Source organism: Mycolicibacterium novocastrense (assembly GCF_001570485.1).
Taxonomy (GTDB): Bacteria; Actinomycetota; Actinomycetes; order Mycobacteriales; family Mycobacteriaceae; genus Mycobacterium; species Mycobacterium novocastrense.
Genome location: NZ_BCTA01000026.1, coordinates 249989 through 266852, shown reverse-complemented (window position 1 = coordinate 266852; position 16864 = coordinate 249989). Strand labels below are relative to the sequence as shown.

Here is a 16864-nt window from a genome sequence, read left to right as displayed (position 1 = left end):
CGTGACACAACCCCACACTGGGCGCGACCGTGGGACCTGTGTTCGGCTGGACGGGGCGCCGGTGAGCGCACGGTACCCTCGTCACGATGTCCGAGAACCTGCCGACGACCTCGCGTGCCCTGACCGGCTTCGGCCGCACGGCACCGTCGGTCGCGCAGGTGCTGACCACGCCGGACGTCGACGTGATCGCCCGTGCGGTCCGCGAGACCGCCGACCGCGGCGCATCCAGCCCGTCGTTCCTGCACCGCGGTGTCCTCGCCCGCGGGCTGGGCCGCTCCTACGGCGATCAGGCGTGCAACGGCGGTGGCCTGGTCGTGGACATGACCGCGCTGCACAGAATCCACTCGATCAGCGCGGACACGGCGGTGGCCGACGTCGACGCGGGCGTCAGCCTCGACCAGCTGATGAAGGCGGCGTTGCCGTTCGGGCTGTGGGTGCCCGTGCTGCCGGGCACCCGGCAGGTCACCGTCGGCGGGGCGATCGCCTCCGACATCCACGGCAAGAACCACCACAGCGCAGGCAGCTTCGGCAATCACGTCCTGTCGATGGACCTGCTGATGGCCGACGGCGAGGTTCACACCCTCGCACCCGACGGGCCGGACGCCGAACTGTTCTGGGCGACGGTCGGCGGTAACGGCCTCACCGGGATCGTGGTGCGCGCCCGAATCGCGATGACCCGCACCGAAACCGCGTACTTCATCGCCGACGGTGTGTCCACCGGCGACCTGGATGAGACCATCGCCGTGCACCTCGACGGCAGCGAGGACCGCTACACCTACTCCAGCGCGTGGTTCGACCTGATCAGCCCGCCGCCAAAACTCGGAAGGGCCGCGATCAGCCGCGGCAGCCTCGCGACGCTGGATCAGCTGCCGCCGAAGCTGGCCAGGGACCCGCTGAAATTCGATGCGCCTCAGCTACTTTCGGTGCCCGACATCTTCCCCGTCAGCGCCATGAACAAACTCTCGTTCATGGCGATCGGCGAGGTGTACTACCGCCTCGGCGGAACCTACACCGGCAAGATCATGAACTTGTCGCAGTTCTACCACATGCTCGACCTGGTCAGCGGGTGGAACAACGCTTATGGCCCAGCGGGTTTCGCGCAGCACCAGTTTCTGGTGCCGCCCGATGCGCTCGAGGAGTTCAAGGCCATCATCCGCTGGATCCAGACCCGCGGGCATTACTCGGCGCTGAACGTGTTCAAACTGTTCGGGCCCGGTAACCGCGCGCCGCTGAGCTTCCCGATGGCGGGATGGAACGTGGCGATGGACTTCCCGAACAAGCCCGGAATCAACGAATTCCTCAACGAGCTCGACGAACGCGTCATGGAATTCGGCGGCCGGGTCTACACCGCGAAGGACTCCCGGGTCAGCGCCGAGCGGTTCCACAAGATGTATCCGCGGATCGACGAGTGGATCGCCGTGCGCCGCAAGGCCGACCCGAACGGCGTCTTCGCATCCGACATGGCCCGACGCTTGGAGCTTCTGTAGATGGTTCTTGATGCCGTAGGTAACCCCCAGACCATCCTGCTGCTCGGCGGGACATCGGAGATCGGCCTGGCGATCTGCGAGCGCTACCTGCGCAACGCGCACGCCCGCATCATCCTGGCCGACTTGCCGAACCACCCCCGCAAGGACGAAGCGATCGCCGCAATGACGGCCGCGGGGGCCAAGTCCGTCGAATGGATCGACTTCGACGGCACCGACACCGCCGGTCACCGCGCCGTGATCGACAAGGCCTGGAGCGACGGTGACGTTGACGTCGCGATCGTGGCCTTCGGGCTGCTCGGCAACGCCGAGGAACTGTGGCAGGACCAGTCCAAGGCCGTGCAGGTGGCCCAGATCAACTACACCGCAGCGGTTTCGGTCGGCGTGCTGATCGGCGAAAAGATGCGGGCCCAGGGCTTCGGGCAGATCATCGCGATGAGCTCGGCGGCCGGTGAACGGGTGCGGCGGTCCAACTTCGTGTACGGGTCGACCAAAGCCGGCCTCGACGGTTTCTACCTCGGCCTGGGAGAGGCGTTGCGGGAGCATGGAGTTCGCGTGCTGGTGATCCGGCCCGGCCAGGTCCGCACCACGACCACCATCGAGCACTGGAAGGCCACCGGCGCAAAGGAGGCGCCGTTCACCGTCGACAAGGAAGACGTCGCCGAACTGGCCGTCACGGCCGCCGCCAAAGGCAAGGAACTGGTATGGGCGCCGGGAGCGTTCCGGTACGTGATGATGGTGTTGCGCCACATCCCGCGGCCGATCTTCCGCAAGCTACCCATCTGATGCCAGGCGGCGCACGGGCCCTGCCGATCAAGGTCGCCGGCCAGATGGTGGCGGCCGCCGCGGTGGCGATCGTCGTCGCGGTCGTTTCACTGGCTGCGATCGCGCGGGTGGAGTGGCCCGCGTACAACTCGTCCAATCAGCTGCACGCGCTGACCACGGTGGGCCAGTTCGCCTGTCTGGTCGGGCTATTGGGCAGCGGATGGATCTGGCGGCGCGGTCGCCGACTGCTCGCGAGGACCGGGGCGGTGCTGTTCCTGTCCGCCTTCTCGGTGGTGACGCTCGCGATGCCCCTCGGCGCGACCCGGCTCTACCTGTACGGCATCTCGGTCGATCAGCAGTTCCGCACCGAGTACCTCACCCGGCTGGCCGACAGCGCAGCGCTGCGGGATATGACCTACATGGGTCTGCCGCCGTTCTACCCGCCGGGCTGGTTCTGGATCGGCGGCCGCCTGGCCGCGCTGACCGGGACTCCCGCGTGGGAGATGTTCAAACCGTGGGCGATCACGTCGATCACCGTCGCGATCGCGGTGGCGTTCGTGTTGTGGGCGGCCATGATTCGCTTCGAGTACGCGCTCGTCGTCACCACCGCCACCGCCGCGGCCACGCTGGCGTACTCCCCGGCCGAGCCCTACGCCGCGATCGTCTGCGTCCTGCTGCCACCTGTGTTCGTGCTGGCGTGGTCGGGTCTGCGCGGGGCGACGCGTAACGGCGGCTGGCCCGCCGTCATCGGCACCGGGCTCTTCCTCGGCGTCGCCGCGCTGTCGTACACACTGCTGTTCGCCTACGCCGCGTTCACGTTGGCGATCATGGGCGTGCTGCTGGCCGTCGCGCGCAAACGGATCGACCCGCTGCTACGGCTGGTGGTCATCGCCGTCATCTCGGGTGCCATCGCGCTGATCGGCTGGGCGCCGTGGCTGCTGGCCGCCGCCAGGGGTGAGCCCGCCGACTCGGGAACCGCGCAGCACTATCTGCCGACCGACGGCGCGCAACTGGAGTTCCCCATGCTGCACTTCACGCTGCTCGGAGCGCTGTGCATGCTCGGCACGCTGTGGCTGGTCTGGCGTGCGCGCTCGTCCACCCGGGCCGGCGCTCTGGCGATCGCCGTGCTCGCCGTCTACGCCTGGTCGCTGCTGTCGATGCTGACCACGCTGGCGGGCACCACGCTGTTGTCGTTCCGACTGAACCCGACGCTGACCGTGCTGCTGACAGCGGCAGGCGCCTTCGGCTTCATCGAGGTCACGCGTGCCGTCGCGGCGCGGGTGCGACCCGAGAACGCGCGACGCGTCGTCGCGGCGGCCACCACGCTGGGCGCGATCGGCGCCGTCACCTACAGCCAGGACATCCCCGACGTGCTGCGGTCCGACATCGTCGTCGCCTATACCGACACCGACGGATACGGTCAGCGCGCCGACCGGCGACCGCCCGGTGCCGAGCGCTACTACCGCGAGATCGACGACAGGATCACCGAGGTGACCGGTCGACCGCGCGACGAGACCGTCGTGCTGACCGCCGACTACAGCTTCCTGTCCTATTACCCCTACTACGGCTTCCAGGGATTGACCTCGCACTACGCGAATCCGCTCGCGCAGTTCGAGAAGCGTGCCGAAGCCATCGAAAGCTGGGCGACGCTGACCGACGCCGATGAGTTCATCGACGCGCTCGACGCGCTGCCGTGGGAGCCGCCGACGGTGTTTCTGATGCGCCGCGGCGCTGACGACACCTACACGTTGCGCCTGGCCTCCGACGTCTACCCGAACCAGCCCAACGTGCGCCGCTACCACGTCGCCCTGGACGAGACATTGTTCGACGACCCCCGCTTCGAGGTCTCCAGCATCGGCCCGTTCGTGTTGGCGATCCGCAAGCCCAATTAGGATCGAACGCCGTGGTCGGTGAAGCCGGGGTCGGGTCGAACCATCGAACGGTGCGCCTCATTGCCATCGTCGCCGGGTTGCTCGGCGCGCTCCTGGCGATCGCGACGCCGTTGATGCCGGTCACGCAGACGACCGCCCAGCTGAACTGGCCGCAGAACGGCGTCCTGCAAAGCGTTGACGCCCCGCTCATCGGCTACGTCGCGACCGACCTCGAGATCTCGGTGCCGTGTCGCGCGGCGGCCGGGTTGGCCGGGCCCGGCGATCAGGGCCGCACGGTGCTGTTGTCGACCGTGCCCAAACAGGCGCCCAAGGCCATCGACCGCGGTCTTCTCATCGAGCGAGTCAACGACGACCTGCTGGTGATCGTGCGCAACACCCCGGTGGTCAGCGCACCGTTGATTCAGGTGCTCAGCCCGCAATGCCAGCGGTTGACGTTCACCGCACACGCCGACAAGGTGACCGGCGAGTTCGTCGGTCTCGTTCAGGGCCCGGGACGGATTCCGAGCGAGGACCCCGGCGAACCGCTGCGCGGTGAGCGCGGCGGCTACGACTTCCGCCCCCAGATCGTCGGCGTCTTCACCGACCTCAGCGGTCCGGCACCACCGGGGCTGGAATTCTCCGCGACGCTCGACACCCGCTACAGCACATCGCCGACGCTGCTCAAGACGCTGGCGATGATCATCGGGGTGGCGATGACCGTCATCGCCCTGGTCGCCCTTCACCTTCTCGACACCGCCGACGGCCGCGGTGTCAGACGGTTCCTGCCCCCGCGGTGGTGGACGCTGCGCCCGCTCGACGGCGTCGTCACCGCGGTGCTGGTGTGGTGGCACTTCGTCGGCGCCAACACCGCCGACGACGGCTACATCCTGACGATGGCGCGGGTCTCCGAGCACGCCGGCTACATGGCGAACTACTACCGGTGGTTCGGCACGCCGGAGGCGCCGTTCGGCTGGTACTACGACCTGCTGGCGTTGTGGGCGCACGTCAGCACGAACAGCGTGTGGATGCGGCTACCGACGTTGGTGATGGCGCTGGCGTGCTGGTGGGTCATCAGCCGTGAGGTGATCCCGCGCCTTGGCCACGCGGTGAAGCAGACACCAGCGGCGGCGTGGACGGCGGCGGGTCTGTTCCTGGCGTTCTGGCTGCCGCTGAACAACGGGCTGCGCCCCGAACCGATCATCGCGCTGGGCATCCTTCTCACCTGGTGCTCGGTCGAGCGGGGGGTGGCCACCAGCAGGCTGCTGCCCGTGGCGATCGCGATCATCATCGGTGCGCTCACGCTGTTCTCCGGCCCGACGGGCATCGCCGCCGTGGGCGCGCTGCTGGTGGCCGTCGGGCCACTGAAAACCATTGTCGCCGCGCATGTCTCGCGATTCGGCTACCTGGCGCTGCTGGCGCCGATCCTGGCCGCGGCCACCGTCACGATCATCCTGATCTTCCGGGACCAGACGCTGGCCTCCGAACTGCAGGCCAGCGCCTTCAAATCCGCGGTGGGGCCGAGCCTGAGCTGGTTCGACGAGCACATCCGCTACGAGCGGTTGTTCACGCTGAGCCCCGACGGTTCGGTGGCGCGCCGGTTCGCGGTGCTCACGCTGTTGCTGGCGCTGGCCGTTGCCGTCGCGATGTCGTTGCGCAAGTTCAAGATTCCCGGTACGGCGTTGGGACCCAGCCGCCGCATCATCGGCATCACGGTCATCTCGTTTCTGGCGATGATGTTCACCCCGACCAAGTGGACCCACCACTTCGGCGTGTTCGCCGGGCTGGCCGGCTCTCTGGGCGCGCTGGCCGCGGTCGCCGTCACCGCCGCGGCGATGCGCTCGCGCCGCAACCGCTCCGTGTTCGGCGCCGCGGTGCTGTTCGCGATGGCGCTGTCGTTCGCCACCGTCAACGGCTGGTGGTACGTGTCGAACTTCGGTGTGCCGTGGTCGAATGCCATGCCGGAGTGGAAGTTCGGCTTCTCGACGATGCTGCTCGGGCTGGCCGTGCTGGCCCTGCTCGCCGCCGCGTGGTTCCACTTCTCCGGGCGCGACTCGTCACCGCCCGGCCCGCAACGGCACTGGCAACGAATGCTGCAGGCGCCGTTGGCCATCGCCACATGGCTGTTGGTGGTTTTCGAAGTGCTCTCGCTGACGCTGGCCATGATCGACCAGTACCCGGCGTGGAGTGTGGGCCGGTCCAACCTCGAAGCCGTGACCGGCAAGACGTGCGGGATGGCCCAGGATGTGCTCGTCGAGGAAGACCCCAACGTCGGCATGCTGACGCCGATCGACACGCCCGTCGGTGAGGCACTCGGCGCCGGCACCGCACAAGGGTTCAACCCGAACGGGATTCCCAGTGACGTCTCCGCCGACGAGACCATGAGCGGGCAGGGCACCTCCACCAACTTCGCCGACACCGACAGCGAAGACGACCAGGCGGGCAACGGCGGCACCGAGGGCGGCACGACAGCCGCCGCCGGTGTCAACGGTTCACGGGCCCGGCTGCCCTACAAACTCGATCCGGCCACCACGCCGGTGATGGGCAGCTGGCGTGCCGGCACGCAGCAGCCCGCGCAGTTGCGCTCGGCCTGGTACCGGCTGCCGGACCGCGACGACGCCGGCCCGCTGCTGGTCATCTCGGCCGCCGGCCGGTTCGACGCGGGTGAGGTCACGGTGCAGTGGGCGACCGACGAGCAGGCCGCCGCCGACGAGCCGGGTGGTGCGATCGGGTTCGCCGACGTCGGCGCCTCCCCCGCGTGGCGCAACCTGCGGGCGCCGCTGGCCGCGATACCGCCCGAGGCCACCCAGATCCGGTTGGTGGCCTCCGACGACGACCTCGACCCGCAGCATTGGATCGCGGTGACGCCGCCGCGGATCCCGGAGTTGCGTACGCTGCAGGACGTCGTTGGATCGTCGGATCCGGTGCTGCTCGACTGGCTGGTCGGGTTGGCGTTCCCCTGTCAGCGGCCGTTCGGTCATCAGAACGGCGTCGTCGAGGTGCCCAAGTGGCGGATCCTGCCCGACCGCTTCGGGGCAGAGGCGAACTCGCCGGTGATGGACTACCTCGGTGGCGGGCCGCTCGGTATCACCGAACTGCTGGTGCGGGCCACGACGGTGCCGACGTATCTGCAGGACGACTGGTTCCGGGACTGGGGCTCACTGCAGCAGCTCACTCCGTGGTACCCGAACGCCGCGGAGGCCCGCCTCGACCTCGGCACGGCGACGCGCAGCGGGTTGTGGAGCCCAGCGCCGCTGCGCCTGTCCTGACTTTGTTGCTCGATTGCCCTTAGCTGGTTGATCGCACGCACGTGGTGCGCGAAATCAACCCGTTAGTGCGACCGCGGGACCGCATACCGGGCACGTGCGCACGCGACCGGTCCAGCCGCGACGCCTGAGCACGCCGCCGATCAGCTGGGCGGTGCGGCATGTATCGCCGAAGACCAGTCCGTAGGTAAGCCGAATGGTGACCAGATCCGACCGGCTCAACTCCGCGAGATCACGCAGTGCATCGCGGTCGCGGTCGCGCGGCGAATCGTGAAACGCGCGACCGTCGAGCTCGACGACGACCCCTTGGCGCCCGTAGCGCACATCCTGGTAGGTGGCCCGGCCGGTCGCGGTGCTGCGCGCCTGCCGCTTTCCTCTGGGCAACCCGTGCGCTCGTTCGACCCGAAGCAGGTAGCCGCGCTCCAGCACCGAACACGCGCCGTCGCGAAGGTCGGTGAGCATCGCCTCCACGGTGCGCCGCCCCGGGACACGTCGGCGAGTTTCCAACGTCTGCAGTATCCGCTGCGGGGTGGTGCGCCACGTTGCACACACTCGCGCCAATTCTGCGAACGCCGCCGCGACGTCCTCCTCCCGGAGCTTGCCGCCGACCACGTCGATCAGCGCGTGCTCCACTCGAATTGCCGGAGGGTTGCGAAAGAGGTCGGCACGGTGCGCGAAGTCGGGCGTCCGGTGCAGCACGATGCCCGGCAGCGTCCGCAGATTGCGCGACGAGTCGATCGCGATGTGTACAACAGTCGGTGGCGGATTGGGCAGTGCCGATGCATGTGCCAGCGCCGCCGGCCAGAACGCCAGCACCGCGGCCCAGTGCCGCTGCGTCTGGGTGAGGCGCCCACTGTGATTGACGTAGACACCGCGCTCGAGCGGTATCAAATCGCGGCGGCGTACCAGTCGCGCGATGTCGAAATCAGTGGCTCCGGCCGAGACCATTTGGCGGCGTGCGACGACTCCGTCCTGCGCGACGGTGAAGTCCGCGACCTGCCCGAGATGCCATCGCGTCACGCGGATAAGCGTGAACCAGCCACCGAACCACTACCAGCTGATGCCGGCCCGGCTGTGGATAACCGCTTAAGGGGTGGATCGCACGCACGTGGTGCGTGGAATCAACCCGTTAGATGAACCCGAACAGCGGCGGCAGCGCGACCACCACAAGCGCGGCCCACGCGCCGTAGACCGGGAGGTAGCGGGTCTGCCAGCGCTCGACGTCGCCGAACGGCCGTCGTCGCCGCAGGAAGCCGAGCACGAGCCAAGCCGACCAGATCAGGTTGACCAGCAACACCAGGTTCAGCCCGAGCGCGGCGACCTTGTTCGGGCTGTAGCCGAACTCGGCGATGCGGATGAGCATCGCGGCGAGCATCAGGATGTCGACGGCCAGCGCGCTGAGCACCAGAACCAGTTGCAGCCAGTCGAACACGGCAGGCGGAGCCAGCGGGTCGCGGGCGGAGATCGCATACAGCAGCAGACCGAGCACCAGGACCAGGATGAGGTCCATCAGGATCAGCAGGTTGCGATCCACACCGATGACGCTGCCGGCCGACGAGAACGCCACCAGCAACGCGAGCAGCATGGCGATCGTCAGCGGAGTGAACACCCGCGTCAGGACCGGCGCGATGTTCTCGATGACGTTCTGCTTGGCTTCGACCAGCCACGCCGCGACGATGATCGCCGTCGGCACGATGATCGGCAGCGCCCACAGGCTGACGAAGTCCTCCAGGTCCACGCCGATGGCATCGAAGGCGCCCGCGGTCAACAGCATCAACACCCCGACGCCGATCATCAGCAGCGTGAAGTAGACGACGAATTCTCCGGTGAAGCGGATGAAATCCATTCGGCGCGAATGGGAGCGCCACCGCCCGCCGACGTAGGCCAGGCCGACGAGCAGCCACAGCACGATCGGCGTATGGATCGCGGCCAGCACCTCGGTGTCGCGGTGGTCCCGGAAGTCGTCGCCGAACGGGTAGGTGTTCAGCGCGAGGGCCAACACGGCGGCGGGCACCATGAACAACGCCCACTGCCGCAAGCGCAGTCGGCGCTTCCAGGCGAAATAGCCCACCAGGAACGGGAATACGAAGAACCCCGCGTTGCGCACGAAGGTGAGGTCGTCGCCGAGCCACGCGAAGCCCAACCTGACCGCGATGCCCGCACCGAGCCCGAGCGTGAGCACGACGAGCAGTTCCCGATGAGGCCGGGCCGAGTCCTCGACCGTCTCCTCTGACACGAGCACCAGCTGCTTCCACAACCGGTCGGAGTGCTCGCGGGCGAACTCCCGCGAGATCGCGTCGACGTTGCCCATCCGCTTGACCGCGACCAGGAACGACTCGTCTCCGGAGAGTCCGGCCCGCGACAGATCGGCGATCTGCTCGCGGAGGTGATCCTCCATCTCGTCGACATCGGCCGCCGCGATGGCGCGGTGTCGCTGGACGTAACCACGCCAGTGGGCGATCTGCGATTCCAGTTCGCTGTCGGCCTGCATCACGCCCACCCCGGAGCCGCATCGGTGGGCATGCCCTTCCAGACCCGCTCCAGCGCCTCGGCGACGACGGTCCACTGCCGGTGCCGTTCGGCGAGCGTCTGAAGGCCGGCGGGGGTGATCGCGTAATGCTTACGTCGGCGGCCGCCCTCGGAGACCCGCCAGTGCGCCGACACGTAGCCCAGTCGTTCCAGCCGGTGCAGAAGCGGATAGAGCATGCCGTCGGTCCACTGCATCCGGCCGCCCGACAGCTCGTTGACCCGTTTGATGAGCGCGTAACCGTAGGACTCGCCGTCTGCCAGAATCCCGAGGACCAGCGGGGTGGCGGAGGCAGCCACCAGATCTTTCTCGATGTGCACGCCCGAGCCTCCTATACCTAGAACAGCTAGGTCACACCCTAGCAGCTCTAGGTATATTGGCCTGGCGTCGCCGACTCCGGCGATTTCGTCGCCTACCATCGACGCTCGTGCCTGCCCATCGAATCGCGCGATTGATCGCCGTCGTCGCAGGCATCGCCGGGGTGCTGCTGTGCGGGCTGGTCCCGCTGCTGCCGGTCAACCAGACCACCGCCACCATCCTGTGGCCGCAGGGCACCGGGCCCGACGGGTTCGTCAGCGACATCACCGCCCCGCTGGTCTCCGGCGCGCCGCAGGCCCTCGACATCTCAATCCCCTGCCGGGCCGTCGCCACGCTGCCCGATGACGGCGGCCTGGTGTTGTCGACGGTCCCGCCGGGCGGAATCGATGCCAGCCGTAACGGGCTGTTCGTGCGCGCCACCTCCGACGTCGTCGTCGTGGCGTTCCGCGATTCCGTCGCGGCCGTCGCACCGCGCCCGGCCGTGGAGGGCGGCGCCTGCAGCACGCTGCACATCTGGGCCAACCCAGGCGAGGCCGGCGCCGACTTCATCGGTCTGCCCGGGGCCGCGGGGACCCTGCCCGCCGAGGAGAAGCCTCAGGTCGCGGGCGTCTTCACGGATATGGAGGTCGCGCCACAGGAGGGGCTGTCGGCGCGCGTCGACGTCGACACCCGGTTCATCACCTCGCCCACCGCGCTCAAGCTCGCCGTGATGGTGCTGGGGGTTTTGTGCGTGATCGCGTCGATCGTCGCGTTGGCGGTGTTGGACCGCCACAGCGGTCGCCGCGTGGCGCGCGCATGGCGGCGGTTCTGGCGCGTCGGCTTCTGGCACTGGGTGGCCGACCTCGCCGTCGTGGGCACTTTGCTGCTGTGGCACGTCATCGGCGCACTGTCGTCGGACGACGGCTACAACCTCACCATCGCCCGGGTCTCCGCCGACGCCGGCTACACCGCGAACTACTACCGCTTCTTCGGCGCCACGGAGGCCCCGTTCGACTGGTACCAGTCCCTGCTGGCGGCGTTCGCCTCGGTCAGCACCGCGAGCGTGTGGATGCGGGTGCCCGCGACGCTGGCGGCGATCGGCGCCTGGTTGATCGTCAGCCGCTGCATCCTGCCCCGCCTCGGCCGCCGCCTCGCCGCCAACCGGGTGACGGTGTGGACGGCCGGAGCGGTGTTCCTGGCGGCGTGGCTGCCGTTCAACAACGGCCTGCGACCCGAACCGCTCATCGCGTTCGGAACGGTCGCCGTCTGGGTGCTGGTGGAGAACGCCGTCGCGACCCGGCGGACGTGGCCGGCCGCGCTGGCCGTCGTCGTCGCGGTGTTCAGCGTGACGCTGGCGCCGCAGGGACTGATCGCGATCGCGCCGCTGTTGGTCGGGGCCCGCGCGATCGTGCGCACCATTCGCGCGCGCCGTCCGGTCGACGGTGTCCTGGCACCACTGGCCGCGCTTCTGGGTGCGCTCGCGCTGATCTTCGTGGTGGTGTTCCGCGACCAGACTCTGGCCACGGTGGCCGAGTCGGCCCGCATCAAGTACGTCGTCGGCCCGACCATCGCGTGGTACCAGGAGTTCCTGCGCTACTACTTCCTCACCGTCGAGGACAGCGTCGATTCGTCGCTGACCCGACGCTTCGCGGTGCTGGTGCTGTTGCTGTGCCTGTTCGGGATGCTCGCGGTGCTGCTGCGGCGCGGCGGTGTCGTCGGCATGGCGCGCGGGCCGGTGTGGCGGCTCATCGGGTCGACCGCGATCGGCCTTCTGCTGCTGACGTTCACGCCCACCAAGTGGGCCGTGCAGTTCGGTGCCTTCGCCGGGCTGGCCGGTGCGCTCGGGGCGGTGACGGCGTTCGCGTTCAGCCGCGTCGGGTTGCACAGCCGGCGAAACCTCGCGCTCTACGTCACCGCGCTGCTGTTCGTATTGGCCTGGGCCACATCTGGTATCAACGGCTGGTTCTACGTCGGCAACTACGGTGTGCCGTGGTTCGACAAGCAGCCGGTGATCGCCGGTATCCCGGTGACCGGGATCTTCCTGGCCTTGGCGATCGTGACCGGACTGCTTGCCGGGTGGCTGCACTTCCGCATGGACTACGCGGGACACACGGAGGTCGCCAACACCAAGCGCAACCGCGTGCTCGCCTCGACGCCGCTGCTGGTGGTGGCGACGATCATGGTGGTGCTCGAGGTCGGCTCCATGGCCAAGGGTGCCGTGCAGCGCTACCCCGTCTACACCACAGCCAAGGCCAACGTCTCGGCATTGAAGTCCGGGCTCTCGGACACCAGCTGCGCGATGGCCGACGACGTGCTCGTCGAACCGGACGCGAATGCCGGGATGCTGCAACCGGTTCCGGGACAACGCTTCGGTGAGTACGGCCCGCTCGGCGGGGAGGACCCGGTCGGCTTCAACCCCAACGGCGTCAGCGACACCCTCGAACCGCCCGAACCGATCACCGCCAACCCCGGCACGGTCAACTCCGACGGATCGCCCAATGAACCGAACATCGGCATCGGCTTCGCCGCGGGTACCGGCGGCGGCTACGGACCCGTGGGCGTGAACGGCTCGAACGTGTTCCTGCCGTTCGGACTCGACCCCGAACGCACGCCGGTGATGGGCAGTTACGACGAAAATACCGTCGCGGCCAAGGTGACGTCGGCGTGGTACCAACTGCCGCCACGCACCCCGGACCGGCCGCTGGTCACCGTCGCGGCCGCGGGGGCGATCTGGTTCTACGAAGAGGACGGCTCGTTCAACTACGGGCAGTCGCTGAAGCTGCAGTGGGGTGTGCACCGCCCCGACGGCAGCTATGCGCCGCTGACCGAGGTGCAGCCGATCGACATCGGGCCGGGGCCCCAAAAGGCCTGGCGTAACCTGCGATTCCCGCTCACGTCGGCACCGCCGGAGGCCAATGTCGCGCGCATCGTCGCCGATGACCCCAACCTGTCCACCGACCAGTGGTTCGCGTTCACCCCGCCGCGGGTGCCGGTGCTGGTGACGGCGCAGCAATTCCTCGGCTCGCAGACGCCGGTGCTGATGGACATTGCGACGGCCGCGAACTTCCCCTGCCAGAACCCGTTCTCCGAACATCTCGGCATCGCCGAACTGCCGGAATACCGCATCCTTCCGAATCTCAAGCAGGTGGTCGTGTCCTCGAACCAGTGGCAGTCGGCCGAGGACGGCGGTCCGTTCCTGTTCATTCAGGCGCTGTTGCGCACCTCGACCGTGCCCACTTACCTGCGCGACGACTGGTACCGCGACTGGGGTTCGATCGAGCGCTACCTGCGCGTGGTGCCCGAATCCGAGGCCCCCGACGCCGTCGTCGAACAAGGAGCGGTGCGCGTATTCGGTTGGAGCCGTAACGGACCCATCAGGGCGCTGCCATGAGCCGGACGTCGAGTTCTGAAGTGCGGATCGCCCGCTGGGTGGCGGCGATCGCGGGGCTGATCGGCTTCGTGCTGTCGGTGGCCACGCCGCTGCTGCCGGTGGAACAGACCACGGCGACGCTGAACTGGCCGCAGCAGGGGGAGTTGAACAGCGTCACCGCGCCGTTGATCACGCAGACGCCGGTGCGGATGACGGTGACAGTGCCGTGCGAGGTGATCCGCACGATGCCGCCGCGCGGCGGAATGGTGCTCGGCACCGCGCCCAAGGACGGTAAGCAGGCCGCGCTGCAGGGCCTGTTCGTGACGGTCAACCCGCAACGCGTCGACATCACCGACCGAAACGTGGTGGTGGCCAGCGTCCCCCGGGCCCGGGTGGTCGGCACCGGGGACTCCCCGGGGTGCTCACGAATCGAGATCACCTCCTCCGAGGAGGGCACGTTCGCGACGTTCGTCGGCCTGACGAGGGCCGACGGCTCCCCGCAGTACACCGGTTTCCCGGACCCGAACCTGCGCCCAGCGATCGTCGGGGTGTTCACCGATCTGACCGGCCCCGCCCCGCCGGGGTTGAGCCTGTCGGCAGAGATCGACACCCGGTTCACCACCGAGCCGACGCCGTTGAAGCTGACCGCGATGGTGCTGGCCATCGTGTCGACGGCGATCGCACTGCTGGCGTTGTGGCGCCTGGACCGCATGGACGGCAGGCGGATGCGGCGGTTGATACCGCAGCGGTGGCGGACGTTCACCCCCACCGATGTGGTGGTGGTCGGCGGCTTCGCCCTCTGGCACGTGATCGGGGCCAACTCCTCTGACGACGGCTACATCCTGGGGATGGCCCGGGTGGCCGGACACGCCGGGTACATGTCGAACTACTTCCGATGGTTCGGCAGCCCCGAGGACCCGTTCGGCTGGTACTACAACCTGCTGGCGATGATGACGAGCGTCAGCGACGCGAGCATCTGGATGCGACTGCCGGACCTGGTGTGCGGAATCGTGTGCTGGCTGTTGCTTTCTCGCGAGGTGCTGCCGCGACTCGGTCCGGCCGTCGCCGCGAGCAAGCCCGCGCTGTGGGCGGCGGGTCTGGTGCTGCTCGCGGCGTGGATGCCGTTCAACAACGGCCTGCGCCCCGAGGGCCAGATCGCCACCGGCGCGCTGATCACCTACGTGCTGATCGAGCGGGCCATCACCTCCGGACGGCTCACTCCCGCGGCGTTCGCGATCATCACGGCGGCGTTCACGCTCGGTATCCAGCCGACGGGCCTGATCGCGGTCGCCGCGCTGCTGGCAGGCGGCCGACCGCTGTTGCGCATCCTGGTGCGTCGACGGCAGGTGGTGGGCGTCTGGCCGCTGGTGTTGCCGCTGCTTGCCGCCGGAACGGTGATCCTGACGGTGGTCTTCTTCGATCAGACCATCGCAACGGTGTTGGAGGCCACCAGGATTCGCACCGCCATCGGCCCGAACCAGGAGTGGTACACCGAGAACCTGCGCTACTACTACCTGATCCTGCCGACCGTCGACGGATCGCTGTCGCGTCGCTTCGGCTTCCTGATCACCGCGCTGTCGCTGTTCGCCTCGATGTTCATACTGTTGCGGCGCGGACGCGTGCCCGGTGTGGCACGGGGCCCCGCGTGGCGGCTGATCGGGATCATCCTCGGCACGGTGTTCTTCCTGATGTTCACCCCAACCAAGTGGGTGCATCACTTCGGTCTGTTCGCCGCGGTGGGCGCCGCGATGGCGGCGCTCGCGACCGTGCTGGTGTCGCCGGCGGTGCTGAGGTGGTCACGCAACCGGATGGCGTTCCTGGCCGCCGTGTTGTTCGTCCTCGCACTGTGTTTCGCGACCACCAACGGCTGGTGGTACGTCTCCAGTTACGGCGTGCCATTCAACAACGACGAACCCGCGATCGGCGGCGTCACCGTCAGCACGATCTTCTTCGGGCTGTTCGCGATCGCGGCGATATGGGCGGCCTGGCTGCACTTCTCGTCGCGGACCCGCGGCGAAGGCCGCATCGCCCGGGCGCTGACCGCGGCGCCGATCCCAGTTGTCGCGGGCTTCATGGTGGTGGTGTTCGTCGGTTCGATGCTCGTCGGCGCGGTTCGCCAGTACCCCACCTACTCGAACGCGTGGGCCAACCTGCGCGCCTTCGCCGGTGGCTGCGGCCTGGCCGACGATGTACTCGTCGAACCCGACGCCAACCAAGGATTTCTGACAGCGCTGCCCGGACAGTACGGGCCGTTGGGCCCGCTGGGCGGAGACCGGCCCGTCGGGTTCACCGCCGATGGTGTGCCGGAAAAGATTGTCGCCGAGGCCATCCGGATGAACCTGCCGATGCCGGGCACCGACTACGACTGGGACCAGCCCACCGAGCTCGAGGAGCCCGGGGTCAATGGATCCACGGTGCCGCTGCCCTATGGGCTCGACCCGAACCGGGTGCCGCTGGCGGGCACCTACGTCGAGGGACCCCAGCAGCAGAGCCGGTTGACGTCGGCCTGGTACGAACTGCCGGCCCCCGACGATGCGCACCCGCTCGTCGTCGTCACCGCCGCCGGAACCATCACCGGCGACAGCGTGTTCAACGGGCGCACCGAGGGCGAGACGGTCGAGTTGGAGTACGCGCGCCGCGCTCCCGACGGCGCCCTGGTACCCGCCGGCCGGATGGTGCCCTACGACCTGGGCCCGATCCCGTCGTGGCGCAACCTGCGCTTCCCCCGCGCCGACATCCCCGCCGACGCGGTCGCCGTTCGCGTTGTCGCCGAGGACCTTTCGCTCACGCCGGGCGACTGGCTCGCGGTGACTCCACCCCGGGTGCCCGAACTGCGGTCGGTACAGGAGTACGTCGGCTCGGAGCAGCCGGTGCTGATGGACTGGGCCGTCGGACTGGCGTTCCCGTGCCAGCAGCCGATGCTGCACGCCAACGGCGTCACCGAGATTCCGAAGTTCCGCATCACTCCGGACTACAACGCCAAGCGCAAGGACACCGACACGTGGCAGGACGGCCTCAACGGCGGTCTGCTGGGGATCACGGATCTGCTGATGCGCGCGCACGTGATGGCGACGTATCTGTCGGAGGACTGGGGCCGGGACTGGGGCTCGCTGCGCCGGTTCGAGATGACCCCTGAGGCGCAAGGAGCGACGCTGGCGACGTTGGACTTCGGCACGGCCACCCACAGCGGCCTGTACAGCCCGGGCCATATCCGCATCAAGCCGTAGCGCCGGGCCGTCGTCGGGTGGGCGCGAGCGTGCGAGTCTGCACACGACACGCCACAGATC

Annotated in this window: 9 protein-coding genes; 6 read left to right on the top strand and 3 right to left on the bottom strand. The window is 68.5% G+C overall.

Annotation, left to right across the window (positions count from 1 at the left end; translation table 11 throughout):
* Positions 1 to 86: 86 nt before the first annotated feature.
* The 4 genes from RMCN_RS09625 to RMCN_RS09610 are packed head-to-tail and all read left to right on the top strand — an operon-like array spanning position 87 to position 7386.
* The gene (locus tag RMCN_RS09625) at positions 87 to 1487 is read left to right on the top strand and encodes a decaprenylphosphoryl-beta-D-ribose oxidase (RefSeq protein WP_067388635.1); all 1401 of its coding nucleotides are present in this window, start codon (positions 87 to 89) and stop codon (positions 1485 to 1487) included.
* Positions 1488 to 2270 (top strand): decaprenylphospho-beta-D-erythro-pentofuranosid-2-ulose 2-reductase, encoded by a 783-nt coding sequence (locus tag RMCN_RS09620; RefSeq protein WP_064416088.1) that lies wholly within the window; start codon positions 1488 to 1490, stop codon positions 2268 to 2270.
* Positions 2270 to 4141, top strand: coding sequence for a galactan 5-O-arabinofuranosyltransferase (locus RMCN_RS09615; protein WP_084377302.1), 1872 nt, complete (start codon positions 2270 to 2272; stop codon positions 4139 to 4141). Before RMCN_RS09620 ends, RMCN_RS09615 begins: the two co-directional genes overlap by 1 nt.
* An 11-nt stretch (positions 4142 to 4152) precedes the next feature.
* Positions 4153 to 7386 carry an arabinosyltransferase domain-containing protein gene (locus tag RMCN_RS09610; RefSeq protein WP_067388633.1) on the top strand — a complete coding sequence of 1078 codons (3234 nt, stop codon included), beginning with the start codon at positions 4153 to 4155 and terminating at the stop codon, positions 7384 to 7386.
* Positions 7387 to 7440: 54 nt separating this feature from the next.
* Here the strand turns inward: RMCN_RS09610 and RMCN_RS09605 are convergent, their stop codons facing one another.
* The 3 genes from RMCN_RS09605 to RMCN_RS09595 form a co-directional block, all read right to left on the bottom strand.
* Positions 7441 to 8403 (bottom strand): hypothetical protein, encoded by a 963-nt coding sequence (locus RMCN_RS09605; protein ID WP_084377300.1) that lies wholly within the window; start codon positions 8401 to 8403, stop codon positions 7441 to 7443.
* 109 nt (positions 8404 to 8512) lie between these two features.
* Positions 8513 to 9874 (bottom strand): permease prefix domain 1-containing protein, encoded by a 1362-nt coding sequence (locus tag RMCN_RS09600; RefSeq protein ID WP_067388817.1) that lies wholly within the window; start codon positions 9872 to 9874, stop codon positions 8513 to 8515.
* Entirely contained in the window at positions 9874 to 10230 is a 357-nt protein-coding gene (locus RMCN_RS09595; RefSeq protein ID WP_064416090.1) for a PadR family transcriptional regulator, read from the bottom strand. Before RMCN_RS09595 ends, RMCN_RS09600 begins: the two co-directional genes overlap by 1 nt.
* Positions 10231 to 10337: 107 nt before the next feature.
* On the opposite strand from RMCN_RS09595, the gene RMCN_RS09590 reads away from it, so the two are divergent.
* Positions 10338 to 13598 (top strand): arabinosyltransferase domain-containing protein, encoded by a 3261-nt coding sequence (locus RMCN_RS09590; RefSeq protein ID WP_067388629.1) that lies wholly within the window; start codon positions 10338 to 10340, stop codon positions 13596 to 13598.
* Complete coding sequence (locus RMCN_RS09585) at positions 13595 to 16804, top strand: arabinosyltransferase domain-containing protein (RefSeq protein WP_067388628.1); 3210 nt, start codon at positions 13595 to 13597, stop codon at positions 16802 to 16804. Before RMCN_RS09590 ends, RMCN_RS09585 begins: the two co-directional genes overlap by 4 nt.
* Positions 16805 to 16864 lie beyond the last annotated feature (60 nt).